This window comes from Microbacterium oryzae (genome assembly GCF_030406385.1).
GTDB classification, from domain to species: domain Bacteria; phylum Actinomycetota; class Actinomycetes; order Actinomycetales; family Microbacteriaceae; genus Microbacterium; species Microbacterium oryzae_A.
Window position 1 is genome coordinate 115,979 of the sequence record NZ_JAUEPM010000006.1, and the last position, 15,889, is coordinate 131,867.

14 protein-coding genes are annotated in these 15,889 nt (G+C 72.3%); 6 read left to right on the forward strand and 8 right to left on the reverse strand.

The features are described from left to right. The 5 genes from QWJ90_RS10490 to QWJ90_RS10510 form a co-directional block, all read right to left on the reverse strand. Entirely contained in the window at nt 1–1,065 is a 1,065-nt protein-coding gene (locus QWJ90_RS10490) for an FUSC family protein (protein WP_290107761.1), read from the reverse strand. Then, on the reverse strand, nt 1,065–4,385 hold the full coding sequence (locus tag QWJ90_RS10495) for an ATP-binding protein (RefSeq protein ID WP_290107762.1): 3,321 nt from the start codon (nt 4,383–4,385) through the stop codon (nt 1,065–1,067). Before QWJ90_RS10495 ends, QWJ90_RS10490 begins: the two co-directional genes overlap by 1 nt. Next, nucleotides 4,382–5,143, reverse strand: a complete 762-nt coding sequence (locus QWJ90_RS10500; protein ID WP_290107763.1) for a DUF4194 domain-containing protein — start codon at nt 5,141–5,143, stop codon at nt 4,382–4,384. Before QWJ90_RS10500 ends, QWJ90_RS10495 begins: the two co-directional genes overlap by 4 nt. Continuing rightward, complete coding sequence (locus tag QWJ90_RS10505) at nt 5,130–6,617, reverse strand: DUF3375 domain-containing protein (RefSeq protein ID WP_290107765.1); 1,488 nt, start codon at nt 6,615–6,617, stop codon at nt 5,130–5,132. Before QWJ90_RS10505 ends, QWJ90_RS10500 begins: the two co-directional genes overlap by 14 nt. A gap of 105 nt (nt 6,618–6,722) precedes the next feature. Then, nucleotides 6,723–7,433, reverse strand: coding sequence for a cupin domain-containing protein (locus tag QWJ90_RS10510; protein WP_290107766.1), 711 nt, complete (start codon nt 7,431–7,433; stop codon nt 6,723–6,725). Between the two features lie 124 nt (nt 7,434–7,557). Here QWJ90_RS10510 and QWJ90_RS10515 point away from each other — a divergent pair, with 124 nt between their 5' ends. Next, the gene (locus QWJ90_RS10515) at nt 7,558–8,655 is read left to right on the forward strand and encodes a carboxylate-amine ligase (protein WP_290107767.1); all 1,098 of its coding nucleotides are present in this window, start codon (nt 7,558–7,560) and stop codon (nt 8,653–8,655) included. On the opposite strand, the gene QWJ90_RS10520 is transcribed toward QWJ90_RS10515, so the two are convergent. Then, nucleotides 8,652–8,909, reverse strand: coding sequence for a hypothetical protein (locus QWJ90_RS10520; protein ID WP_290107769.1), 258 nt, complete (start codon nt 8,907–8,909; stop codon nt 8,652–8,654). The genes QWJ90_RS10515 and QWJ90_RS10520 overlap by 4 nt on opposite strands. A gap of 198 nt (nt 8,910–9,107) precedes the next feature. On the opposite strand from QWJ90_RS10520, the gene QWJ90_RS10525 reads away from it, so the two are divergent. The 5 genes from QWJ90_RS10525 to QWJ90_RS10545 all read left to right on the forward strand — a co-directional run bounded on the left by QWJ90_RS10525 (nt 9,108) and on the right by QWJ90_RS10545 (nt 13,165). Continuing rightward, on the forward strand, nt 9,108–10,364 hold the full coding sequence (locus tag QWJ90_RS10525; protein WP_290107770.1) for a cytochrome P450: 1,257 nt from the start codon (nt 9,108–9,110) through the stop codon (nt 10,362–10,364). Next, the gene (locus tag QWJ90_RS10530; RefSeq protein WP_290107771.1) at nt 10,361–12,004 is read left to right on the forward strand and encodes a RecQ family ATP-dependent DNA helicase; all 1,644 of its coding nucleotides are present in this window, start codon (nt 10,361–10,363) and stop codon (nt 12,002–12,004) included. Before QWJ90_RS10525 ends, QWJ90_RS10530 begins: the two co-directional genes overlap by 4 nt. A gap of 108 nt (nt 12,005–12,112) precedes the next feature. After that, on the forward strand, nt 12,113–12,562 hold the full coding sequence (locus QWJ90_RS10535) for an SRPBCC family protein (RefSeq protein ID WP_290107772.1): 450 nt from the start codon (nt 12,113–12,115) through the stop codon (nt 12,560–12,562). A 16-nt stretch (nt 12,563–12,578) separates the two neighbouring features. Then, nucleotides 12,579–12,893, forward strand: coding sequence for a DUF7882 family protein (locus tag QWJ90_RS10540; protein WP_290107774.1), 315 nt, complete (start codon nt 12,579–12,581; stop codon nt 12,891–12,893). 101 nt (nt 12,894–12,994) lie between these two features. Next, nucleotides 12,995–13,165, forward strand: a complete 171-nt coding sequence (locus QWJ90_RS10545) for a CsbD family protein (RefSeq protein WP_290107775.1) — start codon at nt 12,995–12,997, stop codon at nt 13,163–13,165. 237 nt (nt 13,166–13,402) lie between these two features. On the opposite strand, the gene QWJ90_RS10550 is transcribed toward QWJ90_RS10545, so the two are convergent. Both QWJ90_RS10550 and ilvD read right to left on the reverse strand, forming a co-directional pair. Continuing rightward, nucleotides 13,403–13,957, reverse strand: coding sequence for a GNAT family N-acetyltransferase (locus QWJ90_RS10550; protein ID WP_290107776.1), 555 nt, complete (start codon nt 13,955–13,957; stop codon nt 13,403–13,405). 16 nt (nt 13,958–13,973) lie between these two features. After that, nucleotides 13,974–15,830, reverse strand: a complete 1,857-nt coding sequence (ilvD, locus tag QWJ90_RS10555; protein WP_290107777.1) for a dihydroxy-acid dehydratase — start codon at nt 15,828–15,830, stop codon at nt 13,974–13,976. Between the last annotated feature and the right edge of the window lie 59 nt (nt 15,831–15,889).

The window sequence follows — 15,889 nt, forward strand, 5'->3', positions numbered from 1 at the left end:
TCAGTCGGCGTCGCCGCGCTGGCGCCGCTCGCGCGTGACGAGCGTGAGCACCAGCGCGACCGCGACGCCCAGCACCGTCTCGATCGCACGGTCCGAGACGAGTTGCGCGACAGGCAGCGGATGCCCGAGCTGCACCATGCAGAGCGCCAGCGGCGTGATGAACAGCAGGGCGATGGTGTAGTTGCGCGCGACGAACAGCTCGGCGCCGACCTGCATCGCCGTGACGATGAGGATGAGCGCGAGCGGCGATGGCGAGAACGACAGCAGCACCCAGGTGACGAGCACTCCGGCGAGCGTTCCCACGACGCGCTGCACGCCGCGGAGGGTGCGGGCGCCGGCGGAAGGGGCGGCCATCGGCACGACGACCGACACGATCGCCCAGTACGGGTGGCCGACGCCGACGGCCGTCGCGAGGGCGCCCGCGAGCGCGATGCCGGCCGCGTACCGGATGACATAGTGGCGCAGCGGCCACTCCGGACCGTCGCCCGGCAGGGTTCCCGGAGTCGGAGTCCGTCGGGGCCACGCCGGCGTGGTGCGGCCCCCGCGGCGGCGCCACAGGTGGCGAGCGAGGGAGGTCAGATACGTCAGCGTGAGGGACAGCGCGACCGCGGCGAGGGAGACCAGGGCCCCGGGGAGGAGATCCGCGACGACATGCGGGGTCGAGGCGGTCGCTCCGAGCGCGAAGACCTGGAAGAGCACCCCCGGCGGGTGCCAGTTGCGTCGGTGCGCGACCACGGCCATCCCGGTGGCGAAGACGGCGGCTACGGGGATCAGCACCAGTTCGCGGACGGGGGACAGCCCGACCGTCACGCCGAGCAGGATGGCCACGACGAGCGTGAGGCCGGCCTCGCCCTGCGCGCGCAGGCGCTGCGGCAGCGGCAGCGTGCGCCCGAAGAGACACGCCATGGCGCCGAAGGACGCGTACATCGCCCAGTCCAGCCGGCCCGTCGCCCAGAGCGCGAGCAGCGGCAGCAGCGCCGACAGGGCGGCCTTCGCGGCCACGGTCCACTCTCCGCGCGCGGGCTGGACGTGGAGGAAGTCGCGCAGGAAGGAGGAGCCGGACATCAGGCGACCTCCTCCGCGGCGTCGCGGAAGGCCGTGACGAAGGAGTAGCCCGCCTCGTTCTTCGTCACCGAGAGATTGAGGCCCATATGCGGCTCGAGGGTGTTGACCTTGTCGAGGGGCGCGACGACGACGATCTGGAAGCCGAGCCCCAGCCAGGCCCGGATGGCGCGCCCCGTGAACGCGCTGTCGGCCTTCACGAATCCCTCGTCGAGGAAGACCGGCGCGAAGCGCGGCCAGGAGCGGGTCTGATCGCCCAGCTGATAGCGCAGCGCGGCCCCGACGATGAACGCCACGAGCTCCTGCGACTCGCCGCCGGACTTGTCGCCGAGCGTGGAATAGGTGCTGACCTCGCGCCCCTCGGCGTCGATGCGGCTCGCGGTGATCTCGATATGGCGTCGCACGTCGAGCACCTCGTCGCGGCGCGGGTTGCCCGTCGAGCTGTCGATGAGGTCGATGAACTCCTGCAGCCGGGCGAACCGCCGGTCGGCCTCCTCGGCCGTCCACTCGCCGGTGACCTCCGCCGACAGCTCCTTCAGCTGCGTGCGGATGGCCTCGATGCGCTCCGGGTGCAGGTGCCGCATCTCGATGCGGAGCCGGTCGTCATCGGAGGCGAACGGGAGGTCGCGGAGGATGTCGTTCACCGGCTCGAGGCGCTCCTCGATGCTCAGCAGCGCGTGCCCGAACGAGTCGCTCAGCATCTTGAGGTCCATGGTGCTCACCTCCTGCAGGTGACGGCGGAAGTCCAGCCGGTGCTGCGAGAGGCCGTGGTGGGCGATCTCCTCGTGGATGGCCGCGAACTCGTCGTACGCCTCAACGGTCGTCCCGCGGTTCGGGTCCGGCCACTTCTCGCTGTACGCGGCGAAGATGCGCTCGAGCGATGCGGCGGCGGCGTCCAGCGTGGCGTGCGCACGGCGCACGTCGAGCTGCAGCTCGTCGATGAGGCGCGGCAGGGTCTTCGCGAACCGCTCGGCCGTGACGTCGGGCTCGATGCGCCGCAGCTCCGCGTCCAGGTGCGCGGCGTCCTCGTCGGTCAGGACGACGTCGAGGCGGTCGCGCTCGGCGGCGACCGCGTCCTGACGATCGACGATGCCGCCCCACACCCGCTCCAGGTCCTCGAGGTCGGCCGCGCGCCGGTAGCGCTCGCTGCGGGCGGCCTCGAGCCGCTCCGCCGCGTCGACGAGGCGCGCGTCGAGCTCGCCCAGCAGATCCGATCGGTCGAGGATGGCCCCGCGCTGCGCCTCGAGGTCGCTCACCTCCCGCTCGACGGTCGCGACGTCGATCGACTCCCACTCGACGTCCTGCACGCGGCGGTAGGCCTCGGCGAGACGCTGCACCTCGTCTGCTTCGCGCTCGTGCTGGGCCCGCGACTCCTCGTGCTCGGCGATCCGCGCGGTGGCGGTCGCGATCTCGCCCTCGATCTCGCTGCGGCGCGCCTCGTTCGAGAAGCCGAGGATCGAGCGCTCGCGCGGGTCGCGGCCATGAGCGCCGCGGCGACCGTGCGAGGTCTGGCCGTTCACGGTGACCTTCGGCTCGTCGCCGCCCAGCTCGCTCGGGCCGTCGACGCAGAGGTGGTCGCCCGCCACGACCCGGCGCTTCACCCAGTCGGTGAAGGGGGAGTCCTTGAAGACGAGGCGGCCGGACATCCAGCGCGCGTCGGTCGGGGTCTCCGCGCGCTCGGCGAGGTCGACGCCGTCGAAGCGGATGCGCCGGCTGATCCGCAGCGACTCGATCGCCTCGCGGATCTGCGGCTGCCGGCGCGCGTCCATGAGGAGGGTCATCCCGATGCCCGACAGCGTGACCTCCGCCGCGTGGCGCCAGGCCTCGTGATCCGGGTGGACGTCGATGAGCTCGGCGGCGAACGGCAGGTCGGCCGCATCGATGCCGCAGGCCTCGGCGATGTCGCGCCGGATGCGGTCGTAGGCGTCGGGCACGAGGCTGTCGCGGCCGCGCAGCGACTCCAGCTCGGCGAGGTCTGCACGGCGCTTGCGGGTGAGGTCGCCCACCGCGAGCACGTCCTCGTCGCGCCGGCGCTTCAGCTCCCCGAGCCGGTCGTCGACCTCCGCGAGGAACGACGCCGCGCCCTCTCGCGCTGCGCGCAGCGACTCCGCGGATGTGAGGTCCGCGGCGAGCCCGGCGACCCGCTCCTCGAGGGTGCGCCGGGCGTCCGCGACCCGCGCGACGCGAGCACGGCCATCCGCGATGCGCGCGTCGAGGCGCGCGAGCAGGTCGCCGCCGTTCTGCGCGCGCTGCTCCTTGAGGTCCTCGACCTCGACGGCGAGGGCGGTCTCCGCCGCACGCGCGACGGCGAGCGACTCCTTCTGCGTCTCCCGCGCGGCCTTGTTCGCCTCCTCGGCTTCGAGCAGCAGGCGGTACTCGGTCTCCGCCGCCCAGCGACGGAACGGCGATGCCTCGTCGGAGTGCATGAGGTCGTAGCGGTCGAGGCGAGCGACGCGGCCGCGGGCGCTCTCGTACTCGTCGTGCAGCTGCCCGATGTCGGCGAGCATGCGCTCCTTGGCCTCGTCGGCGGCGAGGCTCTCGTGGCTCTGCTTCAGGGCCTGGAACTGCGCGAGCACCGCGTCCGCCGCGGCGTACGTGGTCGGCTCCTCCAGCACCATCTCCTTGTAGAGACGGTCGACCGTGCGCACCTGGTGCCCCGCCTGGATGCGGGAGAGGAGGCGCAGCGCGTTGTCGCTGTTGCCGCCCTCGCCGATCCCCAGGCGCGCGGCGACCGCGGCGAGGAAGTCCTGGGTGGTCTCGTGGTACCGCAGCGTCGAGAACCGCGCCCGCATCGCGCGCGGGTCGAAGCGGCCATCCGCGAACTCGGCCAGCTCGGGGAGGTGCACGTCGCCCTCGAGGGTGAGGTGTCGCGAGCGCACCTCGGTGCTCCGCTGCGCTCCCGCCGGGGCGAAGTACGTGCGCAGCGCGGTGTACCGACGGCCGGAGCCGTCGACGAACGTCATCGAGATGATGCCCCACACGCTGGCGCCGTCGCCGCGCAGCACGCGCTCGACGTCGCGGACGCTGTCGCGCTTGCCGCGCAGGTACGTCAGCACGTTGCGCTGATCCGCGCCGCGGGCCCGGCCGATCGTCGCGTCGTTCGAGGCGCCGTTGAACGGCACCGTCGCCGGCATCATGAGCGCGATGTACGCGTCGAGCAGCGTGCTCTTGCCCGTGCCGGAGCCGCCGGAGATGAGGGTGGCTTCGCGGTCGAAGTCGACGCGGTGGTGGCCGTGGAACCCGCCCCAGTTGAGCACCTGCAGGTGGCTCGCGCGCCACTGAGCGGTCTCGTCGTCGTAGCCGGCGATCAGCAGGTCGCTCACGCGGCGTCCTCCTCGTCCTCGTCGTCCTGCAGGGCATCCTCCGGCTCATCCGGCAGCGTCTCGTCGCGTCGTCGCAGCGCGTTCTCGGGTCGGTTCTGCTCGGCCAGCCACTCCTGGATGACCCGCAGCCGGTCGATCGGCAGCAGCGTCTCGATGACGGGGGAGATGAGGAAGCGGTCGTCGCCGTCGGCCTTCACGAGGATGCCGGCCTTCACGAGGGCATCGACCGCGGCGCCGGCCTTCTTCTCGTCGCCCGAGCGGTCGGTCGCGGTCGCGGGGCGGAACTGGGCCACCGCGGCGAGGCAGTCGTCGCGGTCGATGTGCGCGTGCGGATGGCCGCTGCCGCGCTCGGCGAGATGGCGCTGCCGCAGGTGCGCGAGGAGGACCGTCTCCTCGCGCGTGTAGGCGGTGTCGCGCAGGAGCGGGGGCACGTGGCCCGACGCGTCGGCGCGGATCTGCACCTTGTAGGCGACGCCGCGGTCGCGGTCGATCACGAGGTCGAGGAAGAGGTCGTTGAGGCGGCTGCGGATGAGCCGCGCGTCGCGGACGAGCACCGGCCACTCGTCGCGGTCGTCGGTGACGATCTGGTGCTTCAGCACGACGACGAGGCACCGGCGCTGCTCGAGTGTGAGCATCCCCTCGTCGCCCTCGAAGAGCGACAGCCGGGTGTCGTCGGGAGCGTCCTCGATCGGGTCGGCGACCGTGAAGGCGTCGTCCGCGAAGGCGTTCTCCGCTGAGCCGTGGTCAGGCGTCGTCATGGCCGTCTCCTGGTGTCTCGGTCGGGGGCTGCAGGGCGGGGAGTGCGAAGGCGCGCACCGTGCCGTCGGGGCGGACCGTCCGGACGACTCCGCCGTCGTCCGCCAGCCCGGCGGGGAGGCCGTGCTCGGCGGCGAGGTGCGCGACGCCGAAGACCTCGACGGGACGGCGCAGGTCGGCGGGGAGCGCGTTGAACGCCTCCGACAGCGTCTCCGCGCCACCAGCGGCCGCCGATGCGAGCGCGGCGCGCACCTCGCCGAGGAGCGGACCGCCCTGTCGGCGCACGTCGTCGAGCAACGGCGGCGGGGGCGCCTGGTCCGAGACGTCCTCGAGCGGCGGGGCCGGCCGCTCCCGGCTCGGGTCGTGGAAGCGCGTGCGCAGGTGCTCCATCTCCAGACGCGCGGGCATCCACGGCAGCGGGACGGTGTCGCGCGCGCGGGCGGTCTCCATCCACACCGCGAGCTCCTGCTCCACGCGCCGCAGCGTGCGGGTGAGCTCGCGCTCCTGCATGGAGTCATAGGCGGCCAGATACTCCGCGAGCGACTGCGAGGCGCGCTGCTGGCGGGTCTGCACGTCGCGGAGACCCCGCCGCAGCACGGCGTCGGCGTTCACGAAGGCGACGCGGTCCTCCGGGGACAGGTCGCGCGCGAACGGGTGAGTCATGATCGCGCGGAGGTCCTCGCGGAACGTCGCGAGGAGCTCCTCGTCGCCGAGAACCGTGAGGGCGCCCTGGAAGGCTCTTCCCTCGCGCGTCTGCGAGGCCAGCCGGGTGCTGGCCGCGAGGTAGTCCCCGAGCACCTCGCCCTTGGGGCGCTCCTCGGCGCGGAAGTCGCGCACCATCTGATCGTGGATGGCGTCGAGCGCTTCCTCGACGCGGCGGAAGTCGCCGGGAAGCTGGTCGAGGAGGTCGACGAGGTCGGCGTAGCCGCCGAGCATGCGCTCGTCGTCGGCGACGGCCACCTCGCCGCCTGAGACCAGTCGATCCCGTTCGGCCGAGAGGCGCGCGATCTCGGCGTCGAGAGCTGCGACGCGGGCGGTCTCGTCGGGGTTCGCCTCCGTCGCCCAGCGGCGCACCGCGTCGAGGATGGTCGTGAGCCGCGACTCGCTGAGGAGGGCCCGCTCGCGGGAGAGCTCGCTGTGCATCCGCATCGCGGCCAGCGCGTGCGAGGTGAGCTCGTACGCCTCGCCGCCGTCGTCGAGAGGAACCCGACGGAGCCACTGGCTGCGCATCCACGAGAGGCAGAGCGCGCGGCCCTCCTCCTGCGCCGGCACCTCGAACCCCGCGTCGCGCAGCTCGTGCAGGTAGGTGTCGACCTGGACGTGCAGGCGCTCCGCGCGGACCCGCTTCACCTCCTGCGAGAAGGAGGCGTGGAACACGGCGATGATGAGCGGCGCCCAGCGGCTGCGGACGAGGCCGAGCGCGGCACCCTCGCGCGCCTCCGTGAGGCGTGCGGCATCCCGGGAGACTCCGCTCACGTCGGCCGCTCCGATCCTCTCGCCCGCGCCCGCTCCCGGGCGCTCGCCGCGGATGCGGCAACCCTCGATTCTCTCACGGTGCCCGCGACACCCCTGAGAGCGGGTTCAGCCGGAGACGTCGAACGGGCGCAGCCGCCCGCACATTCCGTAGCCGGGCTCGGAGAACGTCGATGCGGATCGCACGCGCGCCTCCGACAGGTGGCGGGTGTCGCCGTCCTCGATCGCGGTGACGAGATCGAGGCTCTGCTGCGCCAGAGCGAGCGGACCCTCGGCGACGAGCTCGCTCCACGCCGTCGACCGCTCCTGCACCAGCCGGCCCGCCTGCTCGTGGAAGGCCGCCAGCGCGGATCCGTCTCCCGCCTCCACGGCCATCCGCAGGTCGGTGAAGCCGGTCACGGCCAGGTCGCGGCGTCGGGCGGCGCGCTCTGCTCGGTTCTCGTGGGCGCCGAGATCGGCCGCCTGCGCATACGCCTCGGGGTCGGCGAGGACGTCGGCAGGGAAGGTGAGGACCGCGTCGCCCGCTTCCGGCAGACCGGCGTTGCTCATGAGCACGGCCACGCGGAGGCCGTCGTGATTCACGGCGCGGTGGATCGTCCCGGGCGTGAACCAGACCGCGACGCCCTCCGTCAGCGGAGTCTCCTGGAAGCCCGACGAGTCGATGGTCTGGAGCGCGCCCCGCCCCGCCACGACGATGTACGCCTCGGTGGACACGAGGTGCAGATGCGGGCTGCCGCCGCAGATGCCGTCCGGCGCGGCATCCGCATAGATGTCGAGCAGGCTGACGGAGGTCCCGCCGGGGAAGCTGGATCGGGGCATGCGCTCCTCCTGGGTTGTGGCTTCGAGAAGCATCGCACCGGGCGAGGCGCATCGGCGTTACCCGATGCGGCTCGCCCCTGGCAAGCGCGTGCGTCCGGGGTCCGTGCGACCCGATACTCGGAGCATGAGGACGTTCGGTGTGGAGGAAGAGCTGCTGCTCGTCGACGCGAACACAGGGCGACCGCGGCCGCTCGCGCCGGAGATCCTGGCGCAGTCCGGTGAGCGCGAGCTGCGCGGATTCGCCCTGACCTCCGAGGTCGCGCAGGAGATGGTCGAGGTCGTCGTCGAGCCCTGCCGCACCGCGGACGAGCTGCGCGGCTCCGTGCGCGCCGGCCGCGAGACGGCGGATGGCCTGGCGCGCGAACTCGACGCCCGCGCGGTCGCGCTGGCGACGTCTCCCGTCCCGCAGCGCACGCACCTGAGCGTGGGCCCGCGGTACGCGGCGGTGCTGGAGCGCTTCCGGGGGATGGCGCAGGGAACCCTCGAGTGCGGCCTGCACGTGCACGTCTCGATCGACGACGCCGGGGAAGGGGTCGCGGTGCTCGACCGCATCCGCGTCTGGCTTCCCGTCATCCTCGCCCTGAGCGCGAACTCGCCCTTCCGCGACGGCTCCGACACCGGCTTCGCGAGCTATCGGCATGTGGTGTGGCACCTCTGGCCGACCGCGGGGCCCCTCGAGGTCCTCGGCTCTCCGGAGCGGTACGAACAGCTCGTGCAGTCGCTCCTCGCGACCGGCGGCATCCTGGACGACGGGCAGATCTACTTCGACGCGCGGCTCTCCCGCCGGCACCCCACGGTGGAGGTGCGGGTGGCCGACGTCTGCCTCGATCCCGAGGACACCATCACGCTCGCCGTCCTGATCCGCGCGCTCGTCGACACGGCCGTGGCCGAGTGGCGGCGCGGCGAGGAGCCGAACCCGCTGCCCGCGCAGGCCATCCGACTGGCGGCGTGGATGGCCGCACGCTGGGGGGTGCGCGGCGACCTCGTCGACCCCCGGACCGGCCGCGCGGCGCCCGCGGCCGAGGTCGTCGAGGCGCTGCTCGCGCATGTCCGGCCCGCGCTCGCCGCGAACGGCGACACCGACACGGCGGAGACCGGCGTGCGCGAGATCCTGCTGCGCGGCACGGGAGCAGAACGGCAGCGAGCCCGTCGCGAGCTCTCGGGGTCGCTCGCCGGCGCTGCGCTCGGCACCGGCGCGGTCGACGACGAGCGGCGCGGTTAGCCGACCACCGCGCGAACCGCGTCGCGCAGCGTCTTGCGCAACCCGATGGGCTCCGCGGTGGCGAACGCGCGCCCCGCATAGCACTCCCAGCCTTCGCTCGCGCAGCAGAGGTATCCCCGTACCTCGTCGCCGACGGCCACCTGATAGCAGGTCAGCGTGACGGGGATGACCTTCGCCCCCAGCACGCGACCGGGCGGCGCGCTGCGACCGCTGCTCGAAGCTCCGTCGCGGGCAGGTTCGGCCAACAGACTCATGTTCGTGCCTCCGATCTCGACGACGACGTCGAACGCATGTGAAGCGTGAGAGACAGTGTCGGCCCGCCTCCCACGCGCGGGAAGCGGGCTTGACACACCTGTCGGCGATGTGCCGCCGACAGGTGACCCCACGATGCGCCGCGCGCGATCCGCTGTCAAGCCCGTGCGGACGCCACCGCGTCCTGGTTCCCTCGACACATGACCGCCTCTGCCTCCGCCGTTCCGCGACCGTCCGACCGCCCGGCAGAGGCGGGTGTGCCGACCCTCGCCGCTGACGCAACCCTGCGGTTCGTGCGCGACGGGTACGCCTTCGGCATCCGCGGCTACCGTGAGGTCGGCGCAGACGCCTTCCGCACGCGCCTGATGGGGCGCTCGGTCGTCGTCGCGCGCGGAGCGGAGGCAGCCCACGTCTTCGGCGCGGGCGGCTTCCGCCGCAGCGGCGCCATCCCCCGCTCGACGATGCACCTCCTCCAGGACGAGGGGAGCGTCCAGACGCTGGAGGGCGAGCAGCATCGCGAGCGGCGCGCCCTGATGTCGGAGTTCGCCGAGGGCGGTCGCGGAACGCTCGTCTCGCTCTTCCGCTCCGAGTGGGAGGCCGAGGTGGAGAAGTCCGTCGGCGTGCGGGTGCAGCTCCTCGACCTCGCGAGCGTCGCGCTCGCCCGCGCCGCACTGCGCTGGGTGGGCCTCGCGCTCCCCGCGGCCGAGGAGAAGGAGATCGCCGCGGACCTCCGCTCGATGATCGACCGCGCCGCGAGTGTCGGCCCGCCGAACTGGGCCGCGCGCGCCCGGCGGCGGCGGATGGAGGACTGGGCGGGCGGGCTCATCGACGATGCGAGGGCTCGCGGAGAGAACATCACGATCGTGGGGCGGCTCGCGCACCACGAAGAGGGTGGTCGCCGGCTGGACACCGCCGTGGCCGCCGTGGAGCTGCTGAACCTGCTGCGCCCGGTCGTCGCCGTCGCCCGCTTCGTCGCGTTCGCCGCGCACGCGCTGCACCACCATCCCGACTGGAAGGCGCGCGTGGGCGAGGGGGCCGAATCGAGCACGCGCTGGATGGCCGACGAGGTGCGTCGGTTCTACCCGTTCTTCCCTGTGATCGGCGGCGTGGCCACCGACCCGTTCCGCCTGCACGGCGTGGACTTCCCGACCGGACAGTGGATGCTCCTGGACCTGTACGGCACGGACCACTCGCCCCATCTGTGGCGGCAGCCGGACGCCTTCGACCCGTTCCGGTTCGCAGACGCCTCACCGAAGGCGATCGTCGCGCAGGGAGCGGGGGAGGGGCTCGGAGCCCACCGGTGCCCCGGTGAGCTCGCCACGTCGGATCTCATCGCTGCTGCACTGTCGCTGCTCGTGAGCGGGCGCCCCTACGAGGTGCCGATCCAGGACCTGCGGATCAGCCTGCGGCGGACCCCCGCGCGGCCCGAGAGCGGGATGGCGGTGATCTTCGCATGAGCCTCGCCGTGCCGCGCACCGCGGAGATCGAGGAGACCGCACGCGAGCGCTTCGGCCTCGAGCAGCTGCGCCCGGAGCAGATCGAGGCGATCGACGCGGCATCGCAGGGACGCGACGTCCTGGCGGTGTGGGCGACGGGCTTCGGCAAGTCGGCGGTGTACCAGGTGACGGGGGCGCTGCTCCCCGGCATCACCGTGGTGATCTCGCCGCTCATCGCCCTGCAGGAGGATCAGCTCATCGGCCTCGATGACGCTCCCGCGGCTCCGCATGCCGTGGCGCTGAACTCCGCGCGCGGCGCACGCGCTCGCCGCGAGGCGTGGCGGCAGCTGGAGGAGGGCGAGGCGGAGTACGTGCTCCTCGCTCCCGAGCAGCTCGCGAAGGAGGACGTGATCGGCGCGCTGGCGAAGCACGAGATCTCGCTGCTCGTCATCGACGAGGCGCACTGCATCACCTCCTGGGGGCACGACTTCCGCCCGGACTACCTGCTCATCGGATCGCTCGCCGAGCGCCTCGGACGCCCGCCCGTCGTCGCGCTGACCGCCACCGCGTCCACACCCGTCCGCGAGGAGATCATGCAGCGCCTCGGCATGCGCGATCCGCTGGTGCTCGTGGGCGACATGGACCGCGTCAACATCGCGCTGGATGTCCGTCGTCACGTCGACGACGCCGGCAAGCGCCAGGCAGTGGTCGAGGAGGTGGTCGGGCTCACCTCGCCCGGCCTCGTCTACACCTCCACCCGACGCGACACCGAGCGGTACGCGGAGGAGCTCGCCGAGCGTGGGCTGCGCGCGGCCGCGTACCACGCGGGCCTGCGCGTGGGCGAGCGCAATCGCGTGCACGAGGAGTTCCGCGACGGCGACCTCGATGTGGTGGTGGCGACGTCGGCGTTCGGCATGGGCATCGACAAGGAGGACGTGCGCTTCGTCGTACACGCGGACGCACCCGAGTCGATCGACGCGTACTACCAGGAGCTCGGCCGAGCCGGGCGTGACGGCGGCGCCGCACGCGCCACGCTGCACTACCGGCCGGAGGATCTGGGGATCCGCCGCTTCTTCGCCTCGCGCGGAACGGACGCCGACGACATCCGATCGGTGCTCGGCGCGCTGCGCGACGGGCACCACGCGCGGCAGGCGGTGGCCGACGCCGCGGGAATGCCGCTGCGCCGCACCGTGGCGCTCCTCGCGCTGCTGTCCGACACGGGATCGGTGCGCCTGAACCGGCGCGGCGCCTCCATCCGCGCCCACGTCGACGATGCGGAGGCCGTGGCCGCGGCCTCCGCGCACGTCGAGGACAGGCAGCGCGTCGAGCAGTCGCGCATCGAGATGCTGCGCGGCTACGCCGAGACACGGAGATGCCGCCGGCAGGTGCTGCTGGGGTACTTCGGGCAGGAGCTCGCCGACCCGTGCGGCAACTGCGACACCTGCCTGGAAGGCCATGCAGCAGAGACGCAGGATGCGGAAGCGCCGGGCCAGGAGAGCGCCTACCGCGTGGACGATCGAGTGCGTCACCGCGAGTGGGGCGAGGGCACCGTGATGGACGTCGAGGACGACCGCATGACGGTCTTCTTCGAGAGCGCCGGCTATCGGGTGCTCGCGCTGGAGCTCGTCGAGGACGAGGGACTCGTGGAGCACGTCGGCTGAGCGTCGACCGCTCGTCCATCTGCCCAACACGTGCGCCGCCGCCCGAGCCGGGTCTAGGATCTGGACACCGAGGGCGACCCGACGCCCGATGCACCCTGGGGAGGGATCATGACCAGGACCCTGATGGCGCGGATCCATGTCGCCGCGCCGATCGACGAGGCCTACCGGCAGTGGGCGCAGGTCGAGGCATTTCCGCGATTCGTCGACACGGTGACAGCTGTACGGCGCATCGACGACGTGCGGTCGCGATGGACGATCTCCGTGGGCGGCTTCGTCGACGACATCTACGTGGATGTCGTCGAGCAGGTCGCGCCGGATCGGCTGGTGTGGCAGAGCACCGACGGCGTCGTGCACGACGGACGCGTGGAGCTCGCGTCCGAGGGCACGGGCACGCGGGTGACGCTGCGCATGGCGTGGGACATCGAGGGGGTGGCCGACGGCAGCGAGATGGCCGACGCGCACCTGCAGCGCGCGCTCGAGCGCTTCAAGAGCCTTCTGGAGGCGCACGCGCTCGCGGCCGGCGACGCTGTCGCGGAGGACCGCTCCCTGGCCTCCTGAGGGGTAGGGTCGATCCGTGGGTGTTCTGTACTACGGCTCCGAAGCGGCTCCGATTCACATCGACGACCGCACCCTCGCGCACCTGAAGGTCGTGATCGTCACGAAGCTGCGCCGCCACGAGGGGTTCGCTGTGTCGTGGCGCCACCCCGAGGGCGAGCCGGTAGGGCGAAGCACCATCTGGGTCCACCCCGCGGTGCCGCTGCGGTTCGAATTCGATGAGCCGGTCGCACCCGAGCTCAACCGTGCCTGGCTGGAGGAACTCGCCGTCTCCGCGAACGTGCTGGGCGGCGTGACCCTCGTCGAGGAGCACATCGCGGGCGCATCCGCGTAGGGCTCCTGCCCCCGCACCGCGACGCTGTCAACCCCGTTCCCTGCAGGCCATGCGCGTGGTGATATGGGATCTCGACCGCAGGACGACGAGAGGGGGCCCATATGGGACTCGGTGACAAGATCGAGAACGCAGGTCAGGATCTCGCGGGCAAGGCGAAGGAAGCCGCCGGCAACGCGAGCGACAACGAGAAGCTCGAGGCCGAGGGCGAAGGCGACCAGGCGGGCGCCAAGTTCAAGAAGGCCGGCGAGAACGTCAAGGACGCCTTCAAGTAAACGGCATCCTCAGCGGGGGCGGCGCACCACGTGCGCAGCCCCCGCTGCCGTCGTGCCGGGCAGGTGCGACATCACGTGATCGAAGACGATCCACGGACGACGGACGAGGACGCAGGATCATGATCGAACCACTGCCGAACGCAGACCCGCACAGACGCAACTCACCCCAGGGTGCATCGTCTGCAGCGGGGAGGCACCCCTCTCAGAGGCCCGTGCCGATCCCGCACTTCCCGCCCCTCACCGACGGATATCACCGTCGCAAGGGGCGGTGACCGCGATTCCCCGCGTTCGCTGCTCCCGCCGCAGGCTCTTCTCGAAGAGCGCGGCGGGATAGCGACCCGAGTCCGGCGGGAACGCCCGGATACCCTGCAGGGCGTAGCCCCGGCCCTCGTAGTACGAGCGGAGGCCGGGGTTCGCCGCCATGCAGTCCAGCCGTGCCGATGACCAGCCGCGATCGGCGATCACGCCCTCGGCGAAGTCCAGCACGCGCGCGCCCAAGCCCTCCCCAGAGCGTGAGCGCGCCACCATCAGGCCGTGGATGTACCCCGCGTCGGCCGAATCGGAGTCCTCCCAGAAGGTCGGATCCTCGTCGAGCACCCGGCAGGCCGCGTCGATGCCGCCGGCTCCGTCGAGGACGTGCCACTGGCCATCCGCGATCTGCGCCTCGATCTCGCTGAGTGGGATCTGAGCGCGGCGCCACTGGCTGATTCCGCGCGAGGCATGCCAGTCGGCCAGCGCATCGCGCAGGTCGAGGATGGCCGGGGCGTCGGCGATGAGGGCGGGGCGCAGCACCCGACCATCCTCTCTCTCAGATCTCCGGAACGACCCGCACCGCGCCCTTGTCGGCCGACTGGGCGAAGGCGGCGTACGCGCGGAGGGCCGCTGAGACCGGACGCACGCGGTCCTTCGGGCGGTAGCCGCCGTTCGCCTCGAGCTCTGCCCGGCGCCGCTCCAGCTCCGCATCCGGGACGTCGAGCGAGATCGCGCGGGTGGGGATGTCGATCGAGACGATGTCGCCGTCCTCCACGAGCGCGATGAGCCCGCCCGCCGCCGCCTCGGGCGAGACGTGGCCGATGGACAGACCCGAGGTGCCACCCGAGAAGCGGCCGTCGGTGATGAGGGCGCACTTCTTGCCGAGGCCGCGGCCCTTGAGGAACGACGTGGGGTAGAGCATCTCCTGCATGCCGGGGCCGCCCTTCGGGCCCTCGTAGCGGATGACGACGACGTCGCCCTCCGCGACCTCCTTGGCGAGGATCTTCTGCACGGCCTCGTCCTGCGACTCGCAGACGACCGCGGGACCGGTGAAGGTCCAGATCGAGGGGTCGACGCCCGCGGTCTTCACGACCGCGCCGTCCACGGCGATGTTGCCGCGCAGCACCGCCAGGCCGCCGTCCTTCGAGTACGCGTGCTCGACGTCGCGGATGCAGCCGCCGGCTGCGTCGACGTCGAGCTCCAGCCAGCGCTCCGACTGCGAGAACGCGCTCGACGAGCGCCGACCGCCCGGCGCCGCGTGCCACAGCTCGCGCGCCTCGTCGCTCGCGGATCCCCCGCGGACATCCCACTCGTCGAGCCAGGCGCCGAGCGTCTGCGCGTGGACCGTGTGGACGTCCTCGTCGAGCAGCCCGCCGCGGCGCAGTTCGCCGAGGAGGGCGGGGATGCCGCCAGCGCGATGCACGTCCTCCATGTAGTAGGTGCGGTCGTTCGCGACGTTCGGGGCGACCTTCGCCAGGCACGGCACCCGGCGGGAGACCTCGTCGATCTCGTCGAGGCCGAAGGCGACGCCCGCCTCGTGCGCAGCGGCGAGGAGGTGGAGGATCGTGTTCGTCGACCCGCCCATCGCGATGTCGAGCGCCATGGCGTTGCCGAAGGCGGCGGGCGTCGCGATGTTGAGAGGGAGCACCGAGGCGTCGTCTTCGTCGTAGTAGCGGCGCGTGATGTCGACGACGAGCGAGCCCGCCTTCTCGTAGAGGGCGCGGCGAGCCGTGTGGGTGGCGAGCACCGAGCCGTTGCCGGGGAGCGAGAGGCCGATGGCCTCGGTGAGGCAGTTCATCGAGTTGGCGGTGAACATGCCGGAGCACGAGCCGCACGTCGGGCACGCGGACTCCTCGATGCGCTGGATGTCGGCGTCGGAGACGTTCTCGTTGACCGCCTCGGAGATCGCGTCGACGAGGTCGAGCGTGCGGACCGTGCCGTCGACGAGCGTCGCGCGCCCCGACTCCATCGGGCCGCCGGAGACGAAGACCGTCGGGATGTTGAGCCGCAGTGCGGCGAGGAGCATGCCGGGGGTGATCTTGTCGCAGTTCGAGATGCAGACGAGGGCGTCGGCGCAGTGCGCGTTCACCATGTACTCCACCGAGTCGGCGATGAGGTCGCGCGAGGGCAGCGAGTAGAGCATGCCGCCATGGCCCATGGCGATGCCGTCGTCGACCGCGATGGTGTTGAACTCGCGGGGCACGCCGCCGGCGGCGGTGATGGCTTCGGAGACGATGCGGCCGACGGGTGCGAGGTGCGTGTGGCCGGGGACGAACTCGGTGAACGAGTTCGCGACGGCGATGATCGGCTTCCGCCCGATGTCCGCTCCGGGAACGCCGGCGGCGCGCAGCAGTGCGCGGGCGCCGGCCATGTTGCGGCCGTGGGTGATCGTGCGGGAGCGGAGTGCGGGCATGCTCCCAGTCACGCACGCTCGACGCGTCGCAGGGAGTCACGGCTGGTACTGGTACCCGG

Bases quoted from the DNA above. Each gene is read 5' to 3' on its own strand.
- QWJ90_RS10490 (WP_290107761.1), bottom strand. From the start codon at position 1,065: ATGTCCGGCTCCTCCTTCCTGCGCGACTTCCTCCACGTCCAGCCCGCG.
- QWJ90_RS10500 (WP_290107763.1), bottom strand. From the start codon at position 5,143: ATGACGACGCCTGACCACGGCTCAGCGGAGAACGCCTTCGCGGACGAC.
- QWJ90_RS10510 (WP_290107766.1), bottom strand. From the start codon at position 7,433: ATGCCCCGATCCAGCTTCCCCGGCGGGACCTCCGTCAGCCTGCTCGAC.
- QWJ90_RS10515 (WP_290107767.1), top strand. From the start codon at position 7,558: ATGAGGACGTTCGGTGTGGAGGAAGAGCTGCTGCTCGTCGACGCGAAC.
- QWJ90_RS10520 (WP_290107769.1), bottom strand. From the start codon at position 8,909: ATGAGTCTGTTGGCCGAACCTGCCCGCGACGGAGCTTCGAGCAGCGGT.
- QWJ90_RS10525 (WP_290107770.1), top strand. From the start codon at position 9,108: ATGACCGCCTCTGCCTCCGCCGTTCCGCGACCGTCCGACCGCCCGGCA.
- QWJ90_RS10530 (WP_290107771.1), top strand. From the start codon at position 10,361: ATGAGCCTCGCCGTGCCGCGCACCGCGGAGATCGAGGAGACCGCACGC.
- QWJ90_RS10535 (WP_290107772.1), top strand. From the start codon at position 12,113: ATGACCAGGACCCTGATGGCGCGGATCCATGTCGCCGCGCCGATCGAC.
- QWJ90_RS10545 (WP_290107775.1), top strand. From the start codon at position 12,995: ATGGGACTCGGTGACAAGATCGAGAACGCAGGTCAGGATCTCGCGGGC.
- ilvD (WP_290107777.1), bottom strand. From the start codon at position 15,830: ATGCCCGCACTCCGCTCCCGCACGATCACCCACGGCCGCAACATGGCC.